At 70.2% G+C, this 15,481-nt stretch carries 17 protein-coding genes; 8 read left to right on the top strand and 9 right to left on the bottom strand.

Annotation, left to right across the window (positions count from 1 at the left end; all coding sequences use genetic code 11):
• Positions 1-17: 17 nt before the first annotated feature.
• A complete protein-coding gene (locus R2J76_RS12405) occupies positions 18-1,598 on the bottom strand; it encodes an acyl CoA:acetate/3-ketoacid CoA transferase (protein WP_316411922.1) in 1,581 nt (526 codons plus the stop codon).
• Between the two features lie 272 nt (positions 1,599-1,870).
• On the opposite strand from R2J76_RS12405, the gene R2J76_RS12400 reads away from it, so the two are divergent.
• Complete coding sequence (locus R2J76_RS12400; RefSeq protein ID WP_316411920.1) at positions 1,871-2,206, top strand: hypothetical protein; 336 nt, start codon at positions 1,871-1,873, stop codon at positions 2,204-2,206.
• 16 nt (positions 2,207-2,222) lie between these two features.
• Here R2J76_RS12400 and R2J76_RS12395 read toward each other — a convergent pair whose 3' ends face one another.
• Positions 2,223-3,377 (bottom strand): 6-phosphofructokinase, encoded by a 1,155-nt coding sequence (locus R2J76_RS12395; RefSeq protein ID WP_316411919.1) that lies wholly within the window; start codon positions 3,375-3,377, stop codon positions 2,223-2,225.
• Positions 3,378-3,492: 115 nt separating this feature from the next.
• On the opposite strand from R2J76_RS12395, the gene R2J76_RS12390 reads away from it, so the two are divergent.
• From R2J76_RS12390 to R2J76_RS12380, 3 genes are read left to right on the top strand one after another with little or no spacing between them, the layout of a single operon-like run.
• The gene (locus tag R2J76_RS12390; RefSeq protein WP_316411918.1) at positions 3,493-3,756 is read left to right on the top strand and encodes an AbrB/MazE/SpoVT family DNA-binding domain-containing protein; all 264 of its coding nucleotides are present in this window, start codon (positions 3,493-3,495) and stop codon (positions 3,754-3,756) included.
• Positions 3,743-4,114, top strand: coding sequence for a PIN domain-containing protein (locus R2J76_RS12385; protein WP_316411916.1), 372 nt, complete (start codon positions 3,743-3,745; stop codon positions 4,112-4,114). Before R2J76_RS12390 ends, R2J76_RS12385 begins: the two co-directional genes overlap by 14 nt.
• A gap of 22 nt (positions 4,115-4,136) precedes the next feature.
• Entirely contained in the window at positions 4,137-4,724 is a 588-nt protein-coding gene (locus tag R2J76_RS12380; RefSeq protein ID WP_316411915.1) for a peptidylprolyl isomerase, read from the top strand.
• An 8-nt stretch (positions 4,725-4,732) separates the two neighbouring features.
• On the opposite strand, the gene R2J76_RS12375 is transcribed toward R2J76_RS12380, so the two are convergent.
• From R2J76_RS12375 to map, 5 genes are all read right to left on the bottom strand, one after another.
• Entirely contained in the window at positions 4,733-5,491 is a 759-nt protein-coding gene (locus R2J76_RS12375; protein ID WP_316411914.1) for a C40 family peptidase, read from the bottom strand.
• Positions 5,492-5,825: 334 nt separating this feature from the next.
• Entirely contained in the window at positions 5,826-6,854 is a 1,029-nt protein-coding gene (locus tag R2J76_RS12370) for an ABC transporter permease (RefSeq protein ID WP_316411913.1), read from the bottom strand.
• A gap of 2 nt (positions 6,855-6,856) precedes the next feature.
• Positions 6,857-7,771, bottom strand: coding sequence for an ABC transporter ATP-binding protein (locus R2J76_RS12365; RefSeq protein WP_316411912.1), 915 nt, complete (start codon positions 7,769-7,771; stop codon positions 6,857-6,859).
• A 10-nt stretch (positions 7,772-7,781) separates the two neighbouring features.
• Positions 7,782-8,504 carry a GHMP family kinase ATP-binding protein gene (locus R2J76_RS12360; RefSeq protein ID WP_316411911.1) on the bottom strand — a complete coding sequence of 241 codons (723 nt, stop codon included), beginning with the start codon at positions 8,502-8,504 and terminating at the stop codon, positions 7,782-7,784.
• Positions 8,505-8,605: 101 nt separating this feature from the next.
• Positions 8,606-9,400, bottom strand: coding sequence for a type I methionyl aminopeptidase (gene map, locus R2J76_RS12355; RefSeq protein WP_316411910.1), 795 nt, complete (start codon positions 9,398-9,400; stop codon positions 8,606-8,608).
• Between the two features lie 62 nt (positions 9,401-9,462).
• On the opposite strand from map, the gene R2J76_RS12350 reads away from it, so the two are divergent.
• The 3 genes from R2J76_RS12350 to R2J76_RS12340 are packed head-to-tail and all read left to right on the top strand — an operon-like array spanning position 9,463 to position 11,689.
• The gene (locus R2J76_RS12350; protein ID WP_316411909.1) at positions 9,463-9,786 is read left to right on the top strand and encodes a hypothetical protein; all 324 of its coding nucleotides are present in this window, start codon (positions 9,463-9,465) and stop codon (positions 9,784-9,786) included.
• A complete protein-coding gene (locus R2J76_RS12345; RefSeq protein WP_316411908.1) occupies positions 9,786-10,391 on the top strand; it encodes a hypothetical protein in 606 nt (201 codons plus the stop codon). The genes R2J76_RS12350 and R2J76_RS12345 overlap by 1 nt, the downstream gene beginning before the upstream one ends.
• On the top strand, positions 10,388-11,689 hold the full coding sequence (locus R2J76_RS12340) for a hypothetical protein (RefSeq protein ID WP_316411907.1): 1,302 nt from the start codon (positions 10,388-10,390) through the stop codon (positions 11,687-11,689). The genes R2J76_RS12345 and R2J76_RS12340 overlap by 4 nt, the downstream gene beginning before the upstream one ends.
• Before the next feature lie 15 nt (positions 11,690-11,704).
• On the opposite strand, the gene R2J76_RS12335 is transcribed toward R2J76_RS12340, so the two are convergent.
• The gene (locus tag R2J76_RS12335; RefSeq protein ID WP_316411905.1) at positions 11,705-12,640 is read right to left on the bottom strand and encodes an L-lactate dehydrogenase; all 936 of its coding nucleotides are present in this window, start codon (positions 12,638-12,640) and stop codon (positions 11,705-11,707) included.
• A 91-nt stretch (positions 12,641-12,731) separates the two neighbouring features.
• Between R2J76_RS12335 and R2J76_RS12330 the strand changes: the two genes are divergently transcribed.
• The gene (locus R2J76_RS12330) at positions 12,732-14,657 is read left to right on the top strand and encodes a transglycosylase domain-containing protein (protein ID WP_316411904.1); all 1,926 of its coding nucleotides are present in this window, start codon (positions 12,732-12,734) and stop codon (positions 14,655-14,657) included.
• Between the two features lie 224 nt (positions 14,658-14,881).
• On the opposite strand, the gene R2J76_RS12325 is transcribed toward R2J76_RS12330, so the two are convergent.
• The gene (locus R2J76_RS12325) at positions 14,882-15,469 is read right to left on the bottom strand and encodes a GNAT family N-acetyltransferase (RefSeq protein ID WP_316411903.1); all 588 of its coding nucleotides are present in this window, start codon (positions 15,467-15,469) and stop codon (positions 14,882-14,884) included.
• Positions 15,470-15,481 lie beyond the last annotated feature (12 nt).

Here is a 15,481-nt window from a genome sequence, read left to right as displayed (position 1 = left end):
CTGGATCCACCTTTCCTTTATGCGAAGGCCGGTTCCGGCCGGTTCTCGATGTGCGCGCGCAGTCCGCCCCACGTGGCGTGGAAGATCTCGGCTGGCATCAATTTGAGCTGGGGCGATACGGCGGGGGCGAAGTCCATGTGGGCGAGGATGTCCCGCTCCAGGTCCACGCCCGGCGCGATCTCCGTGAGGGTGAGGGCGCCGTCCACCAGCTCGAACACGGCACGCTCGGAGACGTAGAGCACGGACTGCCCCGTGCGGGCCGCGTAGGCGCCGCTGAAGGTCACCTGCTCCACGTCCCGCACGAACTTGCGGCTGCGGCCCTCCCTGCGGATCGCCAGCCTTCCGCCCTCCAGCCCCACCTCCAGGCCCCCCGCCGTGAAGCTGCTGCAGAAGACCACCTTCCGGGTGGCCTGGGAGATGTTGATGAAGCCGCCGCAGCCCACGCAGCGGCCGCTGAACTTGCTGACGTTCACGTTGCCGTGGCGGTCCACCTCCCCCGCGCCCAGGAAGGCCTGGTCCAGGCCGCCGCCGTCGTACCAGTCGAACATCGCCTGGTGCTCGATGAAGGCGTCCGCGTTGAAGGACATGGCGAAGTTCCTGCCGCCGGCGGGGACGCCGCCGATGGCGCCCAGTTCGGTGGTGAGGGTGACCAGGTCCGAGGCGCCCTCCTGGGCGGCCACGATGGCCACCCCGTCGGGGACCCCGATGCCCAGGTTCACCACGGAGCCCGGGGCCAGTTCCAGGGCCGCGCGCCGGGCGATGACCAGGCGCTCGTCGGGGGGCAGCTCGGGGATGGCGCCCAGGGGCGTGCGCAGGTCGCCGGAGAAGGACGGGTTCCGGTACGTGCCCGCCGACTGCCAGTGGTGCTCGGGCCGGGCCACCACCAGGTGGTCCACCAGCACCCCCGGCACCCGCACGCTCTTGGGGTGCAGGGTGCCCCGGGGCACCACCCGCTCCACCTGGGCGATGACGATGCCGCCGCTGTTGCGGGCCGCCTGGGCCAGGGGCAGGCACTCCATGAGGACGCCCTCGTCCTCCAGGGTGAGGTTGCCGTCCTCGTCGGCCGTGGAGGCCCGGATGAGGGCCACGTCCACCGGGAAGCCCGGGTAGAACAGCCACTCCTCCCCGGCGAACCGCACCACCTCCACCCGGTCGCGCAGGGTCGCCTTGTTCATCCTCCCCCCCTCCAGGCGGGGGTCCACGAAGGTGCCCAGGCCGATGCGGGACAGGACCCCCGGGTGGTGGGCGGCGATCTCCCGCCACAGCTGGCAGAGCACGCCCTGGGGCAGGCAGTGGCCCTCCAGCTCCCCGTCGATGATCATGCGGGCCAGGTCCGGGGAGAGGCCCGTGTGCCCCCCGATCCAGCGCCCGACGAGGCCCCTGTGGGCGAAATGATTGGTCCCCTTGTCCTTCCAGTTCCCGATCCCGGTGGAATGGACCAGGGTGAGGTCCGCGGGGTGGCCGGAGGCCAGGAAGCTGGCCTCGATGGCCAGGGCCACCGCCTCGGGCCAGCCCGACAGGGTGATCGCGCTGGCGCCCAGGGTCGCGCCGTCGCGGATGAGCTTGGCCACGTGATCGGCCGGGATGACCTTGGTCATGGCGGGTACCTCGGGTCGGGGTTCGGGGCAGGCCCCCGGCGGGCCCTACACCGCCGGGGTGCCGGTCGCCGTGGGCCGTGAACGCTGGGGTGGACGGGATGCAGAGAAGTGAATCGGCTCTCACGTCCTTCCCATGACGTTATATCCTGACCCATGGGTCCTCAAATACTTTCTTTCCATGAAACCAGACGTGGCGCGTCTGGTGCGGGAAGCTTAGGGGACCCCTCCGGGCGCCCGCTGCGGTAGACTCCTTCTCCACCCCGAGGCCGGCCATGGGCACCCCGTCGATCCAGAGAGCCACCCGCAGCCTCGCCAAGTCCATCGACTGGATCCGCACCGACGGCCAGGAGTGGACCTTCGTGGGCCTCTCCCAGGAATTCTCCGAGGCCGCGGTGCAGGGGCGGGTGGACCGGTTCTTCCCGGAGGAGCGGCTCTACCTGGTCTTCGGGGGGCGCGACTCCGCGGAGGTGCCCCGGGCGCAGGCGGCGCACCTGGTGAAGGAACTGCTGCTGGTGAGGGAGGTCTCCCTCTGGGACACGGGGCTCAGGCGGACCCTGCAGTTCAACCGCATGGGGCTTTGCAAGGCGGGGATGGTGCGGTCGAAGTAGGCGCGCGCCGCCTCCCTCAGTAGAGGAACATGGGCTTGCCTTCCACGTGCCGGACCTTGGGGCGGTAGTTGTCCTTGTCGTAGAGTTCGGCCACGTCCACCCGCTTGAGGCCCTGGGTCAGCGTGGACATGGGCACGCTGGTGTAGGTGCCGTTGCGCAGAGCCACCAGGCGGTTGCGCTCCCCGCCGCGGATGACGTTGATGGCCACGTTGGCGAAGTTCACGGCCACCATGAGGTCGAGGCTGTCCGGGGCGCCGCTTCGCATGAGGTAGGAGACCTGCTGGTTCAGCACGTCCTCGCCGGTGAGCTTCTTGAGGGCCTCGCCCAGGATGTGGCCGATGCCGCCCAGCTTCTTGTGGCCGTAGGCGTCGGCCTCGCCGAACTCCACCGGGGTCCCGCCGACCATGTGCGCGCCCTCGCTCACGGTGATCATGGCGTAGTTGCTCGGGTTGCCGCGCTTGTCGGCCATGACCTTCTCGGCCACCCGGACGGGATCGAAGGGCACCTCGCTGATGAGGGCCCGGTCCACGCCGGCAAGGTACGAGGCCAGCAGCGACGTCTCCCCGGAATTCCGGCCGAAGAGCTCGACGATGGCGATGCGCTCGTGGGATCCCGCGGAGGTGCGCAGCTGGTGGATGAATTCCACGCTGCGGGTGACGGCGGTGGAGAAGCCGATGCAGTAGTCCGTCCCGAAGATATCGTTGTCCATGGTCTTGGGGATGGCCACGCAGGCCACGCCCTCCTGGTGCATGCGCTCGCCGTAGCTCAGCGTGTCGTCCCCGCCGATGGGGATGAGGATGTCGATGCCGAGCTTCTCGATGACCTTGAGCACGTGGGGCGTGAAATCGAAGGGGCCCTCCTGGTCGGGGGTGATCGTGGGCTTGAGGAAGTCCGGAACCCGGCCCAGGCTCACCTTGCCGGGGTTGGTGCGGCTGGTGTGCAGGAAGGTGCCGCCGGTGCGGTCCACGGTGCGGGTGTTGAACTTGTCCAGGGGCAGGATGCACCGGGGATGGGTGTCGGGGTCGTCGAGGTTGTACTCCAGGAGCCCGGCCCAGCCCCTGCGGATCCCCACCACCTCGAAGCCCTCCTCGTTGGCCCGGGCCACCAGCATCTTGATGCAGGGATTGAGCCCAGGGACGTCGCCCCCGCCGGTTAGGACGCCGATTCGCATGTGTGCCTCCTGGAAGTGTGACGTGTCCTGGATCCTACTCCCTTGCACCCTGATGCGAACAAAAAGGCGGGCATTAAGCCGGTAATGGATACACTGGACCGGCTGGGAGGTCCGCATGAGTCTCGCACGTTCCAGGATCACGGCCCAGGGCCAGGTGTCCGTGCCCTCGGCGGTCATGAAGAAGTTCGGCATCGCCCCGGGCGACTACATCGACTGGGAGCTCAAGGACGGGAACCTCCAGGTGCGCCGGGTGGGCAAGTTCACCCTGGGCGACGTGGCCACGGCCCTGGATCTCCAGCAGGGCGTGCTGCACAAGACGGGGCCCGAACTCCTGGAGGGCGTCAAGGAGCGGATGCGGAGGCGCCATGCGGTCCGTTGACGCCTCCCTTCTGGTGGGCAGCCTCGCCGGGAGCCCGGCGGCCCAGGCCTTCATACGGGAAGCGGGGCCCGTGTGGGTCTCCCACCTGGTGCTGGCGGAAACGGTGCGGGCCCTGGAGGGCGTCCACGGCCGCAGCCGGCCCCGCATGGTCGAGGCCCTGGAGATGATCCTGGACAACAAGGACCTGGTGGTGGAGGACCCCGCCGTGCCCCGGGCGGCCCTGGAAGGCTACCGCGGCGGGCTGGACTTCGAGGACGCCATGGCCCTGGAAACCGCGCGCAAGGCGGGGCACCTGCCCATGGGCACCCTGCGCGAGGACCTGCGGGCGGTTCAGGGAACCCTCCATCCGGGTGCATAATGACCTCCATCGGAGATCCCCCATGCGCATCCGCACCCTAGCCTTCGCCCTCGCCGCCGTCGCGGCCCTGGCCGCCAACCCCAAGGTCAAGTTCACCACGACCCTCGGCAGCTTCACCCTGGAGCTGGACCCCGAGGCCGCCCCGAAGACCGTGGACAATTTCCTGGGCTACGTGAAGAGCGGCCACTACAAGGGCACCACCTTCCACCGCGTCATCTCCAAGTTCATGATCCAGGGCGGCGGCATGACGGCCCAGGGCGCGGAAAAGCCCACCCGGGCCCCCATCCAGAACGAGGCCAAGCAGGCCCAGGAGAAGGGCTGGCACAACGTGCGCGGCACCGTGGCCATGGCCCGCACCGGCGCCCCCCACAGCGCCACCTCCCAGTTCTTCGTGAACGTGGTGGACAACGCCTTCCTGGACTTCCCCGGGCAGGACGGCTGGGGCTACTGCGTGTTCGGCAAGGTGGTGGACGGCATGGACACCGTGGACAAGATCCGCGACGTCAAGACCCTCCCCGGCGACCGCCCCCAGACCCCCGTAGTGATCACCGGCGCGGTGCTGGAGGGCGCGCCGGCGCCGGTGAAGCGCAAGGCGGGCAAGAGGAAGTAGACGCCACCCTACTCCAGGAAGGTCCTGGCCCCCAGGTACCGCTCCCGGAAGTACGGATCCCCCAGCCGCTCCCGGGCGATGCGTCGGCCGCGGCCGGGGGCGTGGATGAAGACGTCGTCCCCCACGTAGATCCCCACGTGGGACACCTCCCCCCGGCGGCCGGTGGCGAAGAAGACCAGGTCGCCCACCTCCGGCTCGGCGACCCGCGCCCCGGCCTCGAACTGCTCCCGGGAATTGCGGGGCAGCTGCAGGCCGTTGAGGCGGTACACGGCCATGGCCAGGCCGCTGCAGTCGAAGCCCCGGGAGGTGGTGCCCCCCCACAGGTAGGGCACCCCCAGGTAGCTCCGGGCGGTGTCCGCGAGGTTGGCGCGCAGGCCCCGGGCCTCCCGGGGCGCGGGCCGGGCCATGGGTGGTTCCTCCGGCGCCACCAGGTAGAACTCCTGGATCACCCCCGCCGCCCGCAGGGCCTCCGCCCGGGCCCGCGCCGCCTCCCGGCTGGGGAAGTCCCCGAAGCGCACCCGGTAGAGCCCCGGCTGGGCCGCGTAGTACACCGCGTCCAGCCCCCGGGACTGGAGCAGGTCCGCCAGGCGGGAGGCGTTCTCCACCTTCGCGAAGGCTCCCGCCTGGATGGTGAAGCCCAGGCGGGCCGCCCGGGGCGCCTTGGCGGGCGCGGCTTTCGGCGGCGCGGCCTTCGGCGGCGCGGGCCGCGGCGCGGAACAACCGGCCAGTAGCAGGCCGGCCAGCGCTGTCGGTAGGACGTTCCGCATGGACTCCCCAGGATGGGAAAAGTCTACCCTGGGAACCCGGCTACGTATCCGTGAGCGTCCCGGACGTTCTCAGTCGCCAATCCCTTCTTTCATCCCCTGCATCCTGTTCATCCAATTTCATCCCTGTTCCCGCAGGGCCAGCGATGAGGTGGGACGGCGCGCATTTGATCTGCATGCGCCGACCCATCCCTGCGCTGGCCCTGCGGGAACAGGGATGAAAGCGGATGAACAGGATGAAAGGGATCAGCCGCTGAACGCAGCCCGCTCCCGGCCGAGGGCCAGACGGTCTCCGCTGGCTTCGGTCGTGATCGTCGGGGTGGGTCGATATCCTAAATCAGGCCCAGCTGAACTTCTTCACGGCCACGAGGAAGCAGCCCGCGGTCCAGGCGGCTACGATGGCCAGGCCGGCGCCGTGGCCCGCGAGGGTCGCGCCGTCGTTGAACACGGCGCGCAGGGCCTTGAGGTAGGGGGAGAGGGGCAGGGCGATGACGGCCTGCTGCATCCACCGCGGCGCGCTGTCCAGGGTGAAATAGACCCCCGACAGGAACATCATGGGGAAGAAGAAGGCGTTGGAAATGGCGGCGTAGCCTTCCGAAGTCTTCGCGAAGCCGGACAGGGCGAAGCCCATGGACATGAAGCAGGCGCAGCCCAGGCCCAGGACCAGCACCAGGAGGAGGTAGCTGCCCTGGTTGGTGATGTGGAAGCCGAAGTGGCCCACCAGGAGCATGGCGGCGGCCTGCAGGAACGTGACGGTGAGGCGGTGCAGGACCTGGCCGCCCAGGAAGACCCACTTGGGCAGGGGCGTCACGGCCAGGCGCCGGAACTTCCCCTTCTCCCGGTACGACACGTTCACCATGCCCACGCTGAAAAGGCCCATGCTCAGGAGGTTCATGCCCAGGAGCCCGGGCAGGAGGAAGGCGGCGTAGTTGGAGAGGTGGGCGCTGCCGGGGCTCTCCATGGCGACCGGGAGGAAGCGGGGGGCGACCCCGGCCTGGCCCATCTGCACGGCGAGGTTGGCCTGCTGGACGATCTGGGCCGTCATCTGGCCCTGGGCGGCGAGGTAGGTGTTCACCCGCAGGCGGCCCTCCTGGAGCTGGGCGGCGGTGTCCCCCTTCTTCCACCGCGCCTGGGCCTCGGCGGGGGTCATGGACAGGGGCTTCACGGGCGTCTTGGCCAGGGCCGCCAGGAGCTCCGGGGAGGCGGGTCCCGCCACCACGAGGGTGAGGCTGGGCCCGGAGCCCGAGCGGAAGATGGTGCCGAAGCCCACCAGCATGAGGATCGGGAACGCGAAGGTCCAGAAGAGGGCCACCCGGTCCCGGCCGTAGAGCTTCCATTCCATGAGGAATTGTCGGAGGAGCGGCATGGTCAGTCCCTCAGGCTTCGGCCGGTGAGATGCAGGAAGACGTCCTCCAGCGTGGCCCGGCGCACATGGATCTGCTGGTAGGGGAAGCCCTCGGCGGCCTCCAGCAGGGAGGGCAGGAGGGCCTTGGGGTCCTGGGTGGGGATCTCCCAGAGATCGGCGCGGACCGTGACGGGCTGGCCCAGGGCGGCCGCGAAGGCCGACGGGTCCGGGGCCTCCCCCTGGAAGGCGAGCTCCACCACGCTGGGGATGGCCAGCTGCTGGATGAGCCCCAGGGGCGTGCCCGCGGTGAGCACGCGCCCGTGGTCCATGATGGCCAGGCGGTCGCAGAGGGCTTCGGCCTCGTCCATGTAGTGGGTGGTGAGGATGACGGTGCGGCCCTCGGCCTTGATGCGCCGCACCACGTCCCACAGGGAGCGCCGGGCCTGGGGATCCAGGCCCGTGGTGGGCTCGTCCAGGAAGACCAGCTCGGGGTCGTTCACCAGGGCCAGCGCCAGGGCCAGCCGCTGCATCTGGCCGCCGGAGAGGGTCACGTGGTAGGCGTCGGCCTTGTCCGCGAGCTGGACCAGGTCCAGGAGCTCCGCGGCGCCGCGGCTGCGGGGGTAGTAGCTGCCGTAGAGGTCCAGGGCCTCCCGGGGGGTGATCTTGTTGAAGAGGCTGGTGCTCTGAAGCTGAACGCCGATGCGGCTGCGGATGGCGCGGCCGTCGCGCCTCCAGTCGAGGCCGAGGATCTCCATCTCCCCCGAATCCGCGGGGGTGAGGCCCTCGATCATCTCAAGGGTCGTGGTCTTTCCGGCGCCGTTGGGCCCCAGGAGCCCGAAGACCTCCCCCCGGGCCACGTCCAGGTCCAGGCCGTCCACGGCCAGCACCCGGGGATACTGCTTGCGGATGCCGCGCACGCGCAGCGCCAAGTCGGCCATGCCTGCCTCCTCAAAGGTTCCAGACGGTCCAGCCCGGCCGGGCCGCGAGGGCGTGGCTGGCGGCGTCCCGTCGCGCTCCGTCGGGGTACCGCGCCGCCCAGCAGCTCCCGGAGCCGCACAGGAGCGGTTCGCCCCCGGTGTCCAGCAGGGCCGCGCGCACCTCGCTCAGGGCGGGGCAGGCGTATATGGCCGCGCCGGTGAGGTCGTTGCGCCAGGGCGGGGCCTCGCCCGCGCCCAGGCTGGGACAGGCCTGGGGAAAGGGGTAGCCCACCTGGGGCAGGGACTTGTAGACGCTGGGCGTGGCCACGTGGAGGCCGGGATGCGCGATGAGGATGGGCTCCAGGGGCACGGGGCGCAGGGGAAACACCCGCTCCCCGCGGCCCAGGCCCAGGACGGTGCCCCCCAGGAGGAAGAGGGGCACGTCGCTGCCCAGTTCCGCGCCCAGGCGCAGCAGCAGGGCGTCGCCCAAATCCAGGCCGAAGAGCGCGTCCCCCAGGCGGAGCGCCGCGGCCGCGTCGCTGGAACCGCCCCCCAGGCCCGCCCCGGCGGGGATGCGCTTATGGAGCTTCAGCCGCGCGGGGAGCTCCCGGCGCGCTTCCCGCTCCAGGAGCCGCCAGGCCCGCACCACGAGGTTGCCCTCGTCGGCCCTGAGCCCCCCGGCCGTGGGACCTTCCAGCTCCAGGGAGAAGGCGCCGGCGGGCTCCCCCTCCAGCGTGTCGGTGAGGCCCTCCACCCCCTCCAGGACGGTGGTGACCAGCTCCAGTTCGTGGAAGCCGTCCGGGAACCGCCCCAGGACGGCCAGGAACCGGTTCAGTTTTGCGGGGGCCGCGAGGATCAGAAGCCGTCCTCCAGTTCGAATTCGGGGTCGGGCATGCTGAGGATCCAGGGGCCGTCCTTGGTGATGGCCACGGCGTGCTCGAACTGGGCCGAAAGGCTGCCGTCGGCGGTGCGCACCGTCCAGCCGTCCGGCTCCACCAGGCAGCGGTGGCTGCCCACGTTGAAGATGGGTTCGATGGTGATGGTCATGCCGGGCTCCATGCGGAAGCCCGTGCCGGGGCGCACGTCGGCGTAGACCACCTGGGGGTCCTCGTGGAGGTCCCGGCCGATGCCGTGGCCGATGTACTCGCGCACGATGCTGTAGCCCAGGCCCTCGCCGAAGGTCTGCACGGCGGTGGCCATGTCGCCCAGGCGGTACCCGGCGCGGCAGAACTCGATGCCCTTGAACATGGCCAGCTGGTTGGACTGGAGCAGGAGCCGGGCCTGCTCGCTGATGGTGCCGACCCCCACCGACAGGCAGGTGTCCCCGTGGAAGCCGTCCAGCTTGGCGCCGCAGTCGATGGCGATGATATCCCCGTCCCGCAGCACGTAGTTGCTGGGGATCCCGTGGACCACCCGGTCGTTCACGGAGGTGCACAGGGTGGCGGGGAAGCCGTGGTAGCCCTTGAAATTGGGGACCCCGCCGTTCTTGCGGATGTACAGCTCGGCCAGCTTGTCCAGTTCCAGCAGGGAGACGCCCGGCTTGGCTGCTCGTGCGGCCACCCGCAGGGCATTGGCCGCCAAGCGCCCGGCCTCCCTGAGCTTTTCCATCTCTTTTTTACTCTTGTAGCGAATCTGTTCGCGGATCGGCACGTTCGCCTCCAGACCACAGTCTAGCCGAAGGCGCTAGAATCCATGGAACAGGGAGCTTGATTATGAGAGTGCCAATCATTGCCGGTGCGCTGGTCCTTATGGCCTGTGGGCCCCAGATCCCCAACAAACCCGCGGGTGTTCCCGAAGGGGCCTTCTGGGCGGGGGATTCCAAGGGCGGGGCCTTCGTGGCCATCGGGGTGCCGGACCACGAGGGATGGCAGGTGAAGATCTACGACCGCCACAGCGGGGCCGTGCTGGCCCAGGGGCTCTTCGTCATCCGGCGCGGCGCGGCGCGGCCCTCCTTCCACCAGGAGGACTTCGCGGGCTGGGACGGCCGGGCGGTGCGCCTCACGGATGGCGGTGTCCTGGAACCCAAGAATCCCTGATGCCCTACACCCGCGAGGAACTGGATTGGATGGAGGCCGAATGGGCCTTTCATCTCCACGGGCGACAGGCGTTCATGAGCCGCGAGGATTTCCTGCAACTCCAGGTGTGGGACGGGGAGGGCATCCCCGCCGATGCCGTGGTGGGGGCCATGGAAGCCTACTTCGAGCGAAGGGCCAAGCGAGAGAAGCCCCGCACCTGGGTGGCCCTTTCCCACCTGGCCAAGGATGTGGCCCGGGCCGTCAAGCTGCGCGCCGCCCTGGGCAAGGTGGAGGCCGAGGACCTGAGCGGCTGGGAAGCCGTCAAGGAGCCGCTGCGCTCGGATCCCCGGGCCCGGGCGGCCTTCGAGGCCTGGAAGCGGTTCCAGGCCGCGGCGCCCCCGCCGGATTCCCCAGGCTTCCTGGATCACTTCGACCAGGCCCGCAGGCTTCACCGGGACCTGCTGGCCCTGGCCGAGGCGGCCCTGGGCGCCCGGGCGGAGGCCCTCCGGGAAAGCCTCCTGGCCCGCCTCGCCGAATCGAAACTGCAGGAGGGGACCCTGGTGTGGAAGCGCGCCTGGGACCATCATTGGAACCGCGCGGTGTGCGATGCCTGGGGGATGGAGTGAGCGCCGACTGGCTCGGGGAACTGGAGAAACCCACCGCCGCCTTCTTCGAGGCCTTCGCCCGGCGCGCCGAGGGCCCCCAGGGCCCCCGCAACGCGGCCCGGGACGCCGTGCAGAACCTCACCTCCCGGGTGGACTGGGCGGCCTACCTGCCCCACATCCCCCACGGCCTCCTGGGGCTGGGGGCGGCCTTCCGCCTGAAGCCGCTGCTGGCCGAGGCCAGCTTCCTGCGCATCCTTTCCACCCAGCTCCACGCCTTCGCCCTGGAAGCCCGGGGCCGGGGCCTGGAGGCCCTGGGTTCGGGCTCCTGGGCGAACCTGGACATGGCCCTGGACACCCACCGCCCCTCCATCGCCTGGGGCGAGGCCATGGCCATGGAAGCGGTGGCGCCGGAGGATTTCCACCGCCTGGAACGCCGGGTGGAGCGGGACATGGCCAACGTGGGCCACAAGGCGGTCATGGCTCGGGATCTGGGGGAACTGCACCTGGCCCTGGAATCGCCCAAGGCCGGGGGCCGGGCCCTGCTGGCCCTGGCGGCCTACCTGTGCGCCTCCGAGCCCTTCGACACCTTCTGGCACCAGCGCGCCGCCCGGCGCCTGGAAGGAGTGCCGCCCGTGCCCCACCGGGCCCCGGAGGCCGAAGCGGCCGCCCACGCCCAGGCCGCCCGGGAGATCTGCGACGCGGGCCTGGTGGATCTGCTGGATTCCTTCTCCCTCCGGGTGAGGGCCGGGGCCGGCGACGGCGATCTCCTGGCGGCCCTGGTGCTGGCCGCCTCGGAAAAGCAGCTGGACGCCCGCCGGGACCTGGAGGGCAAGACCAGCTGGAACTTCGTGTACCTCGCCCACCTGGCCAAGCGCAGCGCCGGCACCGGCCCCCTGGCCCCCGAAACCTGGGTGCAGGGCGCGGCCCTGGTGAACCTCTTCCCCACGGACGAGGAGGAGGACCGCCCCCGCGCCGTCCCGCCCCGCACCCCCGCCGCCGACCCCGCCACGGGCCTCCTGGACGCCATCCTGGACGGGGAGCCCCTGCAGGCCATGTTCCACGCCGGCGCCCTGCTGGAGCAGGGGAACGAGGCCGCCGTCCTGGGCCTCCTGGCCGAGGCGGCCTCCACCAACGACCCCGCCTTCAACCACAGCCACCAGATCCTGGCCGTGGCCGCCGCGGCGGATCTCGCCCCCCATCTCCCCGGCCAGGTGCGTGCGGCGATGCTGACGGCCCTGGCCAAGTCCCTTGCCAACGGGCAGGGGAGCACGGACCTGGGCCGACTGGCCCAAAAGGCCCTGGACTCAATCCATAATTAAATTAAAGATCCGGAATCAATAGCCCACCTCCCGCAGCAGCGCCTTGAGCGTGGCCGCGGAATGCTGGAGCGCCGCCTTCTCCCCGGGGTCCAGGGGCAGGGGCAGGATCTCCCGGATGCCCTCCCGGCCGACGATGGCCGGCAGGCTGAGGCACACGTCCTCCACGCCGTGCAGGCTTTCGATGTGGGAGGAGACGCACAGCAGGCGGTTCTCGTCCTCGGCCACCGCCCGGATGATCCGGGCCACGCTCATGGAGATGGCGTAGAAGGTGGCGCCCTTGCGCTGGATGACCTCCTGGCCCGCCTTCACCACCTCCGCGCTGATGCGCGCCCGGTCCTCGGCCGATAGGCGCGGATGCTCGCGGCTGGGGTACGCGGAAAGGGGCAGGGGACCGATGCTGGCGCCGCTCCAGAAGGGAACGGCCGAGTCCCCGTGCTCCCCGATGACCATGGCGTGCAGGTTCCGGGGACTGATGCGGAAGTGGCTGCTCAGCAGGAACTTGAACCGGGACGAATCCAGCACGGTGCCCGATCCGAAGATGCGCGACCGGTCGATGCCCATGCGCTTGTAGCAAACGTAGGTGAGGATATCCATGGGGTTCGTCACCACCAGCATCAGCGAGCGGCCGTTGTAGTGCTTCATCACGTCGCCGATGATGGCCTCGGTGATGCGGATATTGCCCCGGGCCAGATCCAGCCGGGACTCTCCGGGCTGGCGGCCCCGGCCCGCCGCGTGGACGATGAGGTCGGCGTCCGCCAGGCCCTCGTAGCCCTCCGCCCGGAGGTTCACCTGTTCGGAAACGGCGCCCCCGTGGGCGATGTCGAGGACTTCGCCGTAGGCCTTGTCGTCGTTCAGGTCGATGAGACTGATATCGGAGGCGATGCCCTGGGTTGCGAGGGTGTAGGCGATGGTGGCGCCGACGTTGCCCGCGCCGATGATGGCGATCTTCATGGAGGCTCCCGGTGGGGTGGGGATGGAAGGAACCTGGAGGTCCAGGCACCCCCAGGGTAATACGCCGGTCCGGGCTTGTATGATGGATGTCATGCCCGCCTTGCACTTCCGCCTCTCCGCCATCCTCGTCGCCGCCGGGCTCGCCGCGGCCGCCCAGGAGCCCTTCGCCACCTGTCCCCAACTGCCCCGGGGGGTCGGTCCCATCACGGTGGTGGACAGCCAGGGGCGCTACGTGGGCCGGATCCTCCCCCAGAAGCGCTACTGGGTCACCCTGGACCGGATCCCCGTCTTCCTGCAGCGGGCCCTGCTGGCGGTGGAGGACGCGCGCTTCTACGAGCACGGCGGCATCGATGTGCGCAGCATCGCCCGGGCCTTCGTGAAGGACGTGGCCAAGGGCAGGGCCGCCGAGGGGGGCTCCACCATCACCCAGCAGCTCATCAAGAACAAGTTCCTCTCCGCCGAGCCGACCCTGGACCGCAAGGTCAAGGAGGCCCGCATGGCCATGGACTTCGAGACGAAGTACACCAAGAACCAGATCCTGGAGATGTACTTCAACGAGATCTACTACGGCAACGGAGCCCAGGGCCTGGCCCAGGCCGCGCGCCTCTACTTCGGCAAGAGCCCCGAGGAGCTCACCGAGGGCGAATGCGTCACCCTGGCCGGCATTCCCAAGAACCCGGGGAAGTACAATCCCCTGGGCAAGGTCCAGGACATCGCCCTGCGCCGGGAGGTGGTCCTCAAGCGCCTGGAGGACCTGCACCAGATCACCCCGCAGCAGAAGGCGGCCCTGCGGTCCCAGTGGGGCGCGGTGCAGGGGCCGGGCAGGGCGCCCCACTACCTCGCCCAGATCCGGGCCACCCTGGTGAAGCTCTACGGCCAGGACGCCCTGGAAATGGGCGGCCTGGACATCACGGCGCCCCTGGACCTGGATCTCCAGAAGGCTGCGGAGGAGGCGCTGCGGGCCGGGGTCCGGCGTGTCTCCCCGGATCTGCAGGGGGCCCTGGTGTGCCTGGATCCGGCCACGGGCGACGTGCTCGCGGCGGTGGGGGGGCTGGACGGCAACCAGAATTCCCTGAACCGGGCCTTCGCCTCCCAGCGGCAGCCGGGCTCGGCCATCAAGCCCCTCATCTACGCCGACGCCCTGGAGAAGGGCCTCACCGCCTCCAGCATCTGGAGCGACGAGCCCGTGGCCTACGACCGGGGCGGAGGCGCCACCTGGAAGCCCCTGAACTACGGCCGGGAGCGCCTGGGCGACATCACGATGCGCGAGGCCCTGGCCCACTCCAGCAACGTCGTCACGGTCAAGATCCTGGACCAGATCGGCGTGCCCGACTTCGTGGACTTCGCCGGGCGCATGGGCCTGGCCCTGCGGGCCCAGAACGGCCTGTCCCTGGCCCTGGGCACCGACGAAGTGACCCTCAAGGACCTGGTGCAGGCCTACACGCCCCTGGCCGCGGCCGGAGTGCGGGCCGAGGCCCGCACCATCACCCGAATCCACGACCGCCGGCGCGACGTCTGGACCGAGTTCCCCCCGGCCCTCGCCCCCGTCCTCTCCCCGGAGGCCGCCTACGTCACGACCAACATGCTGGGCGACGTCCTCACCTACGGCACGGCCAAGTCCCTCCAGCCCTTCAGCCGGGAGCACCCCTGCGCCGGCAAGACCGGCACCACCGACAACTACCAGGACGCCTGGTTCGTGGGCTACACCCCCAACCTCATCACCGGCGTCTGGGTGGGCTACGACCGCCCCCGCAGCCTCGGCCGCGGCTTCACCGGCGGGGCCGTGGCGGCCCCCATCTGGGCCCGCTTCATGGAGAAGGCCCTGGAACCCCGCCCCGTCCTCGACTTCCCCCGCCCCGAGGACATCGTCACCGCCACCATCGACCCCGCCACCGGCCTCCTGGCGACTCCGGCCTGCCCCAGGAAGGCGGAGGAACTCTACCTCCCCGGCACCGAACCGGACCAGCCCTGCCCCCTGCATCCCCCCCAGGAAGCCCCCCAGCCCCCCGTACCCTGACGCAGCCCATCGGCGTCCAGCGTCGGCGCGCCCCCATCTCCCCCCCGCCGATCTCGAAGCGCGGCCAAGGAGTCTAGGCCCCCGGAAAGGGCCCCCTCTATCACCCCCCCTCACGCCCGCCGGAGCCGGAGGGTGCGAACACCCGCGCCGCGCCCAACGCGAGACCCCTCCTTTGACGCAGCTTGCCTGCGTCAAAGACCCGGGCCGCAAAACCGGGACACGCCCTAGACCGGAACCTCCAGGTTCATGCTCTCCATGGCCGCCCAGATGAGCGGGATGTCGTTGGCCATGAGGATGAGGTCGTGCTTGGCCCCGTTGAGGTCCATGACGTGGTGGGGCAGGACGGCGTCCTTGTGGAAGCCCAGCTTCTCGAAGGTCCGGCGCGCGCCCAGCTGGTCCGCGACCACCTGCACGATGATCTTCTCGATGCCCAGGTCCGTGGCGAGCTTGACGAGGGTGGAGACCAGGGTGGTGCCCAGTCCCCGGCGGCGGTAGTCGGCGTGGCAGGCCACGCGGATCTCGCCCACGTGGCGGGTCCAGCCGTGGAAGGTGCGGTAGAGGGTGCCTTCGCCCACGATGGCCGACCCGCTCCGGGCCACGAGGGAGATGACCTCCCCGGTCTCCAGCCGGTGGCGGAAGCGCCGGGACCATTCCAGGGTGGTGACGTCATCCTTGAGCACCAGGCGGTCCTCCTCGGGGAGGCCCCGGTAGAAGGCCCGGAGGTCCTCCATATCACCTGGCTTCAAGGGCTGGAGCTCGACGACCGCGTCGTCCCGCAGGGCGACGTTCTGGGGAAAGGATTCGGGGCCCACGGTCAGGCCCCC

Source organism: Mesoterricola silvestris (assembly GCF_030295405.1).
Classification (GTDB): Bacteria; Acidobacteriota; Holophagae; order Holophagales; family Holophagaceae; genus Mesoterricola; species Mesoterricola silvestris.
Note: the sequence above shows the minus strand (reverse complement) of the source record. Positions and strands in the feature narration are given on the sequence as shown.

Excerpts from the sequence above, each read along its gene's own strand:
- R2J76_RS12345 (WP_316411908.1), top strand. The coding sequence starts at position 9,786 with ATGCCCTACACCCGCGAGGAACTGGATTGGATGGAGGCCGAATGGGCC.
- R2J76_RS12375 (WP_316411914.1), bottom strand. The coding sequence starts at position 5,491 with ATGCGGAACGTCCTACCGACAGCGCTGGCCGGCCTGCTACTGGCCGGT.
- R2J76_RS12400 (WP_316411920.1), top strand. The coding sequence starts at position 1,871 with ATGGGCACCCCGTCGATCCAGAGAGCCACCCGCAGCCTCGCCAAGTCC.
- R2J76_RS12405 (WP_316411922.1), bottom strand. The coding sequence starts at position 1,598 with ATGACCAAGGTCATCCCGGCCGATCACGTGGCCAAGCTCATCCGCGAC.
- R2J76_RS12350 (WP_316411909.1), top strand. The coding sequence starts at position 9,463 with ATGAGAGTGCCAATCATTGCCGGTGCGCTGGTCCTTATGGCCTGTGGG.
- R2J76_RS12335 (WP_316411905.1), bottom strand. The coding sequence starts at position 12,640 with ATGAAGATCGCCATCATCGGCGCGGGCAACGTCGGCGCCACCATCGCC.
- R2J76_RS12385 (WP_316411916.1), top strand. The coding sequence starts at position 3,743 with ATGCGGTCCGTTGACGCCTCCCTTCTGGTGGGCAGCCTCGCCGGGAGC.
- R2J76_RS12370 (WP_316411913.1), bottom strand. The coding sequence starts at position 6,854 with ATGCCGCTCCTCCGACAATTCCTCATGGAATGGAAGCTCTACGGCCGG.
- R2J76_RS12390 (WP_316411918.1), top strand. The coding sequence starts at position 3,493 with ATGAGTCTCGCACGTTCCAGGATCACGGCCCAGGGCCAGGTGTCCGTG.
- R2J76_RS12365 (WP_316411912.1), bottom strand. The coding sequence starts at position 7,771 with ATGGCCGACTTGGCGCTGCGCGTGCGCGGCATCCGCAAGCAGTATCCC.
- R2J76_RS12380 (WP_316411915.1), top strand. The coding sequence starts at position 4,137 with ATGCGCATCCGCACCCTAGCCTTCGCCCTCGCCGCCGTCGCGGCCCTG.
- R2J76_RS12330 (WP_316411904.1), top strand. The coding sequence starts at position 12,732 with ATGCCCGCCTTGCACTTCCGCCTCTCCGCCATCCTCGTCGCCGCCGGG.
- R2J76_RS12395 (WP_316411919.1), bottom strand. The coding sequence starts at position 3,377 with ATGCGAATCGGCGTCCTAACCGGCGGGGGCGACGTCCCTGGGCTCAAT.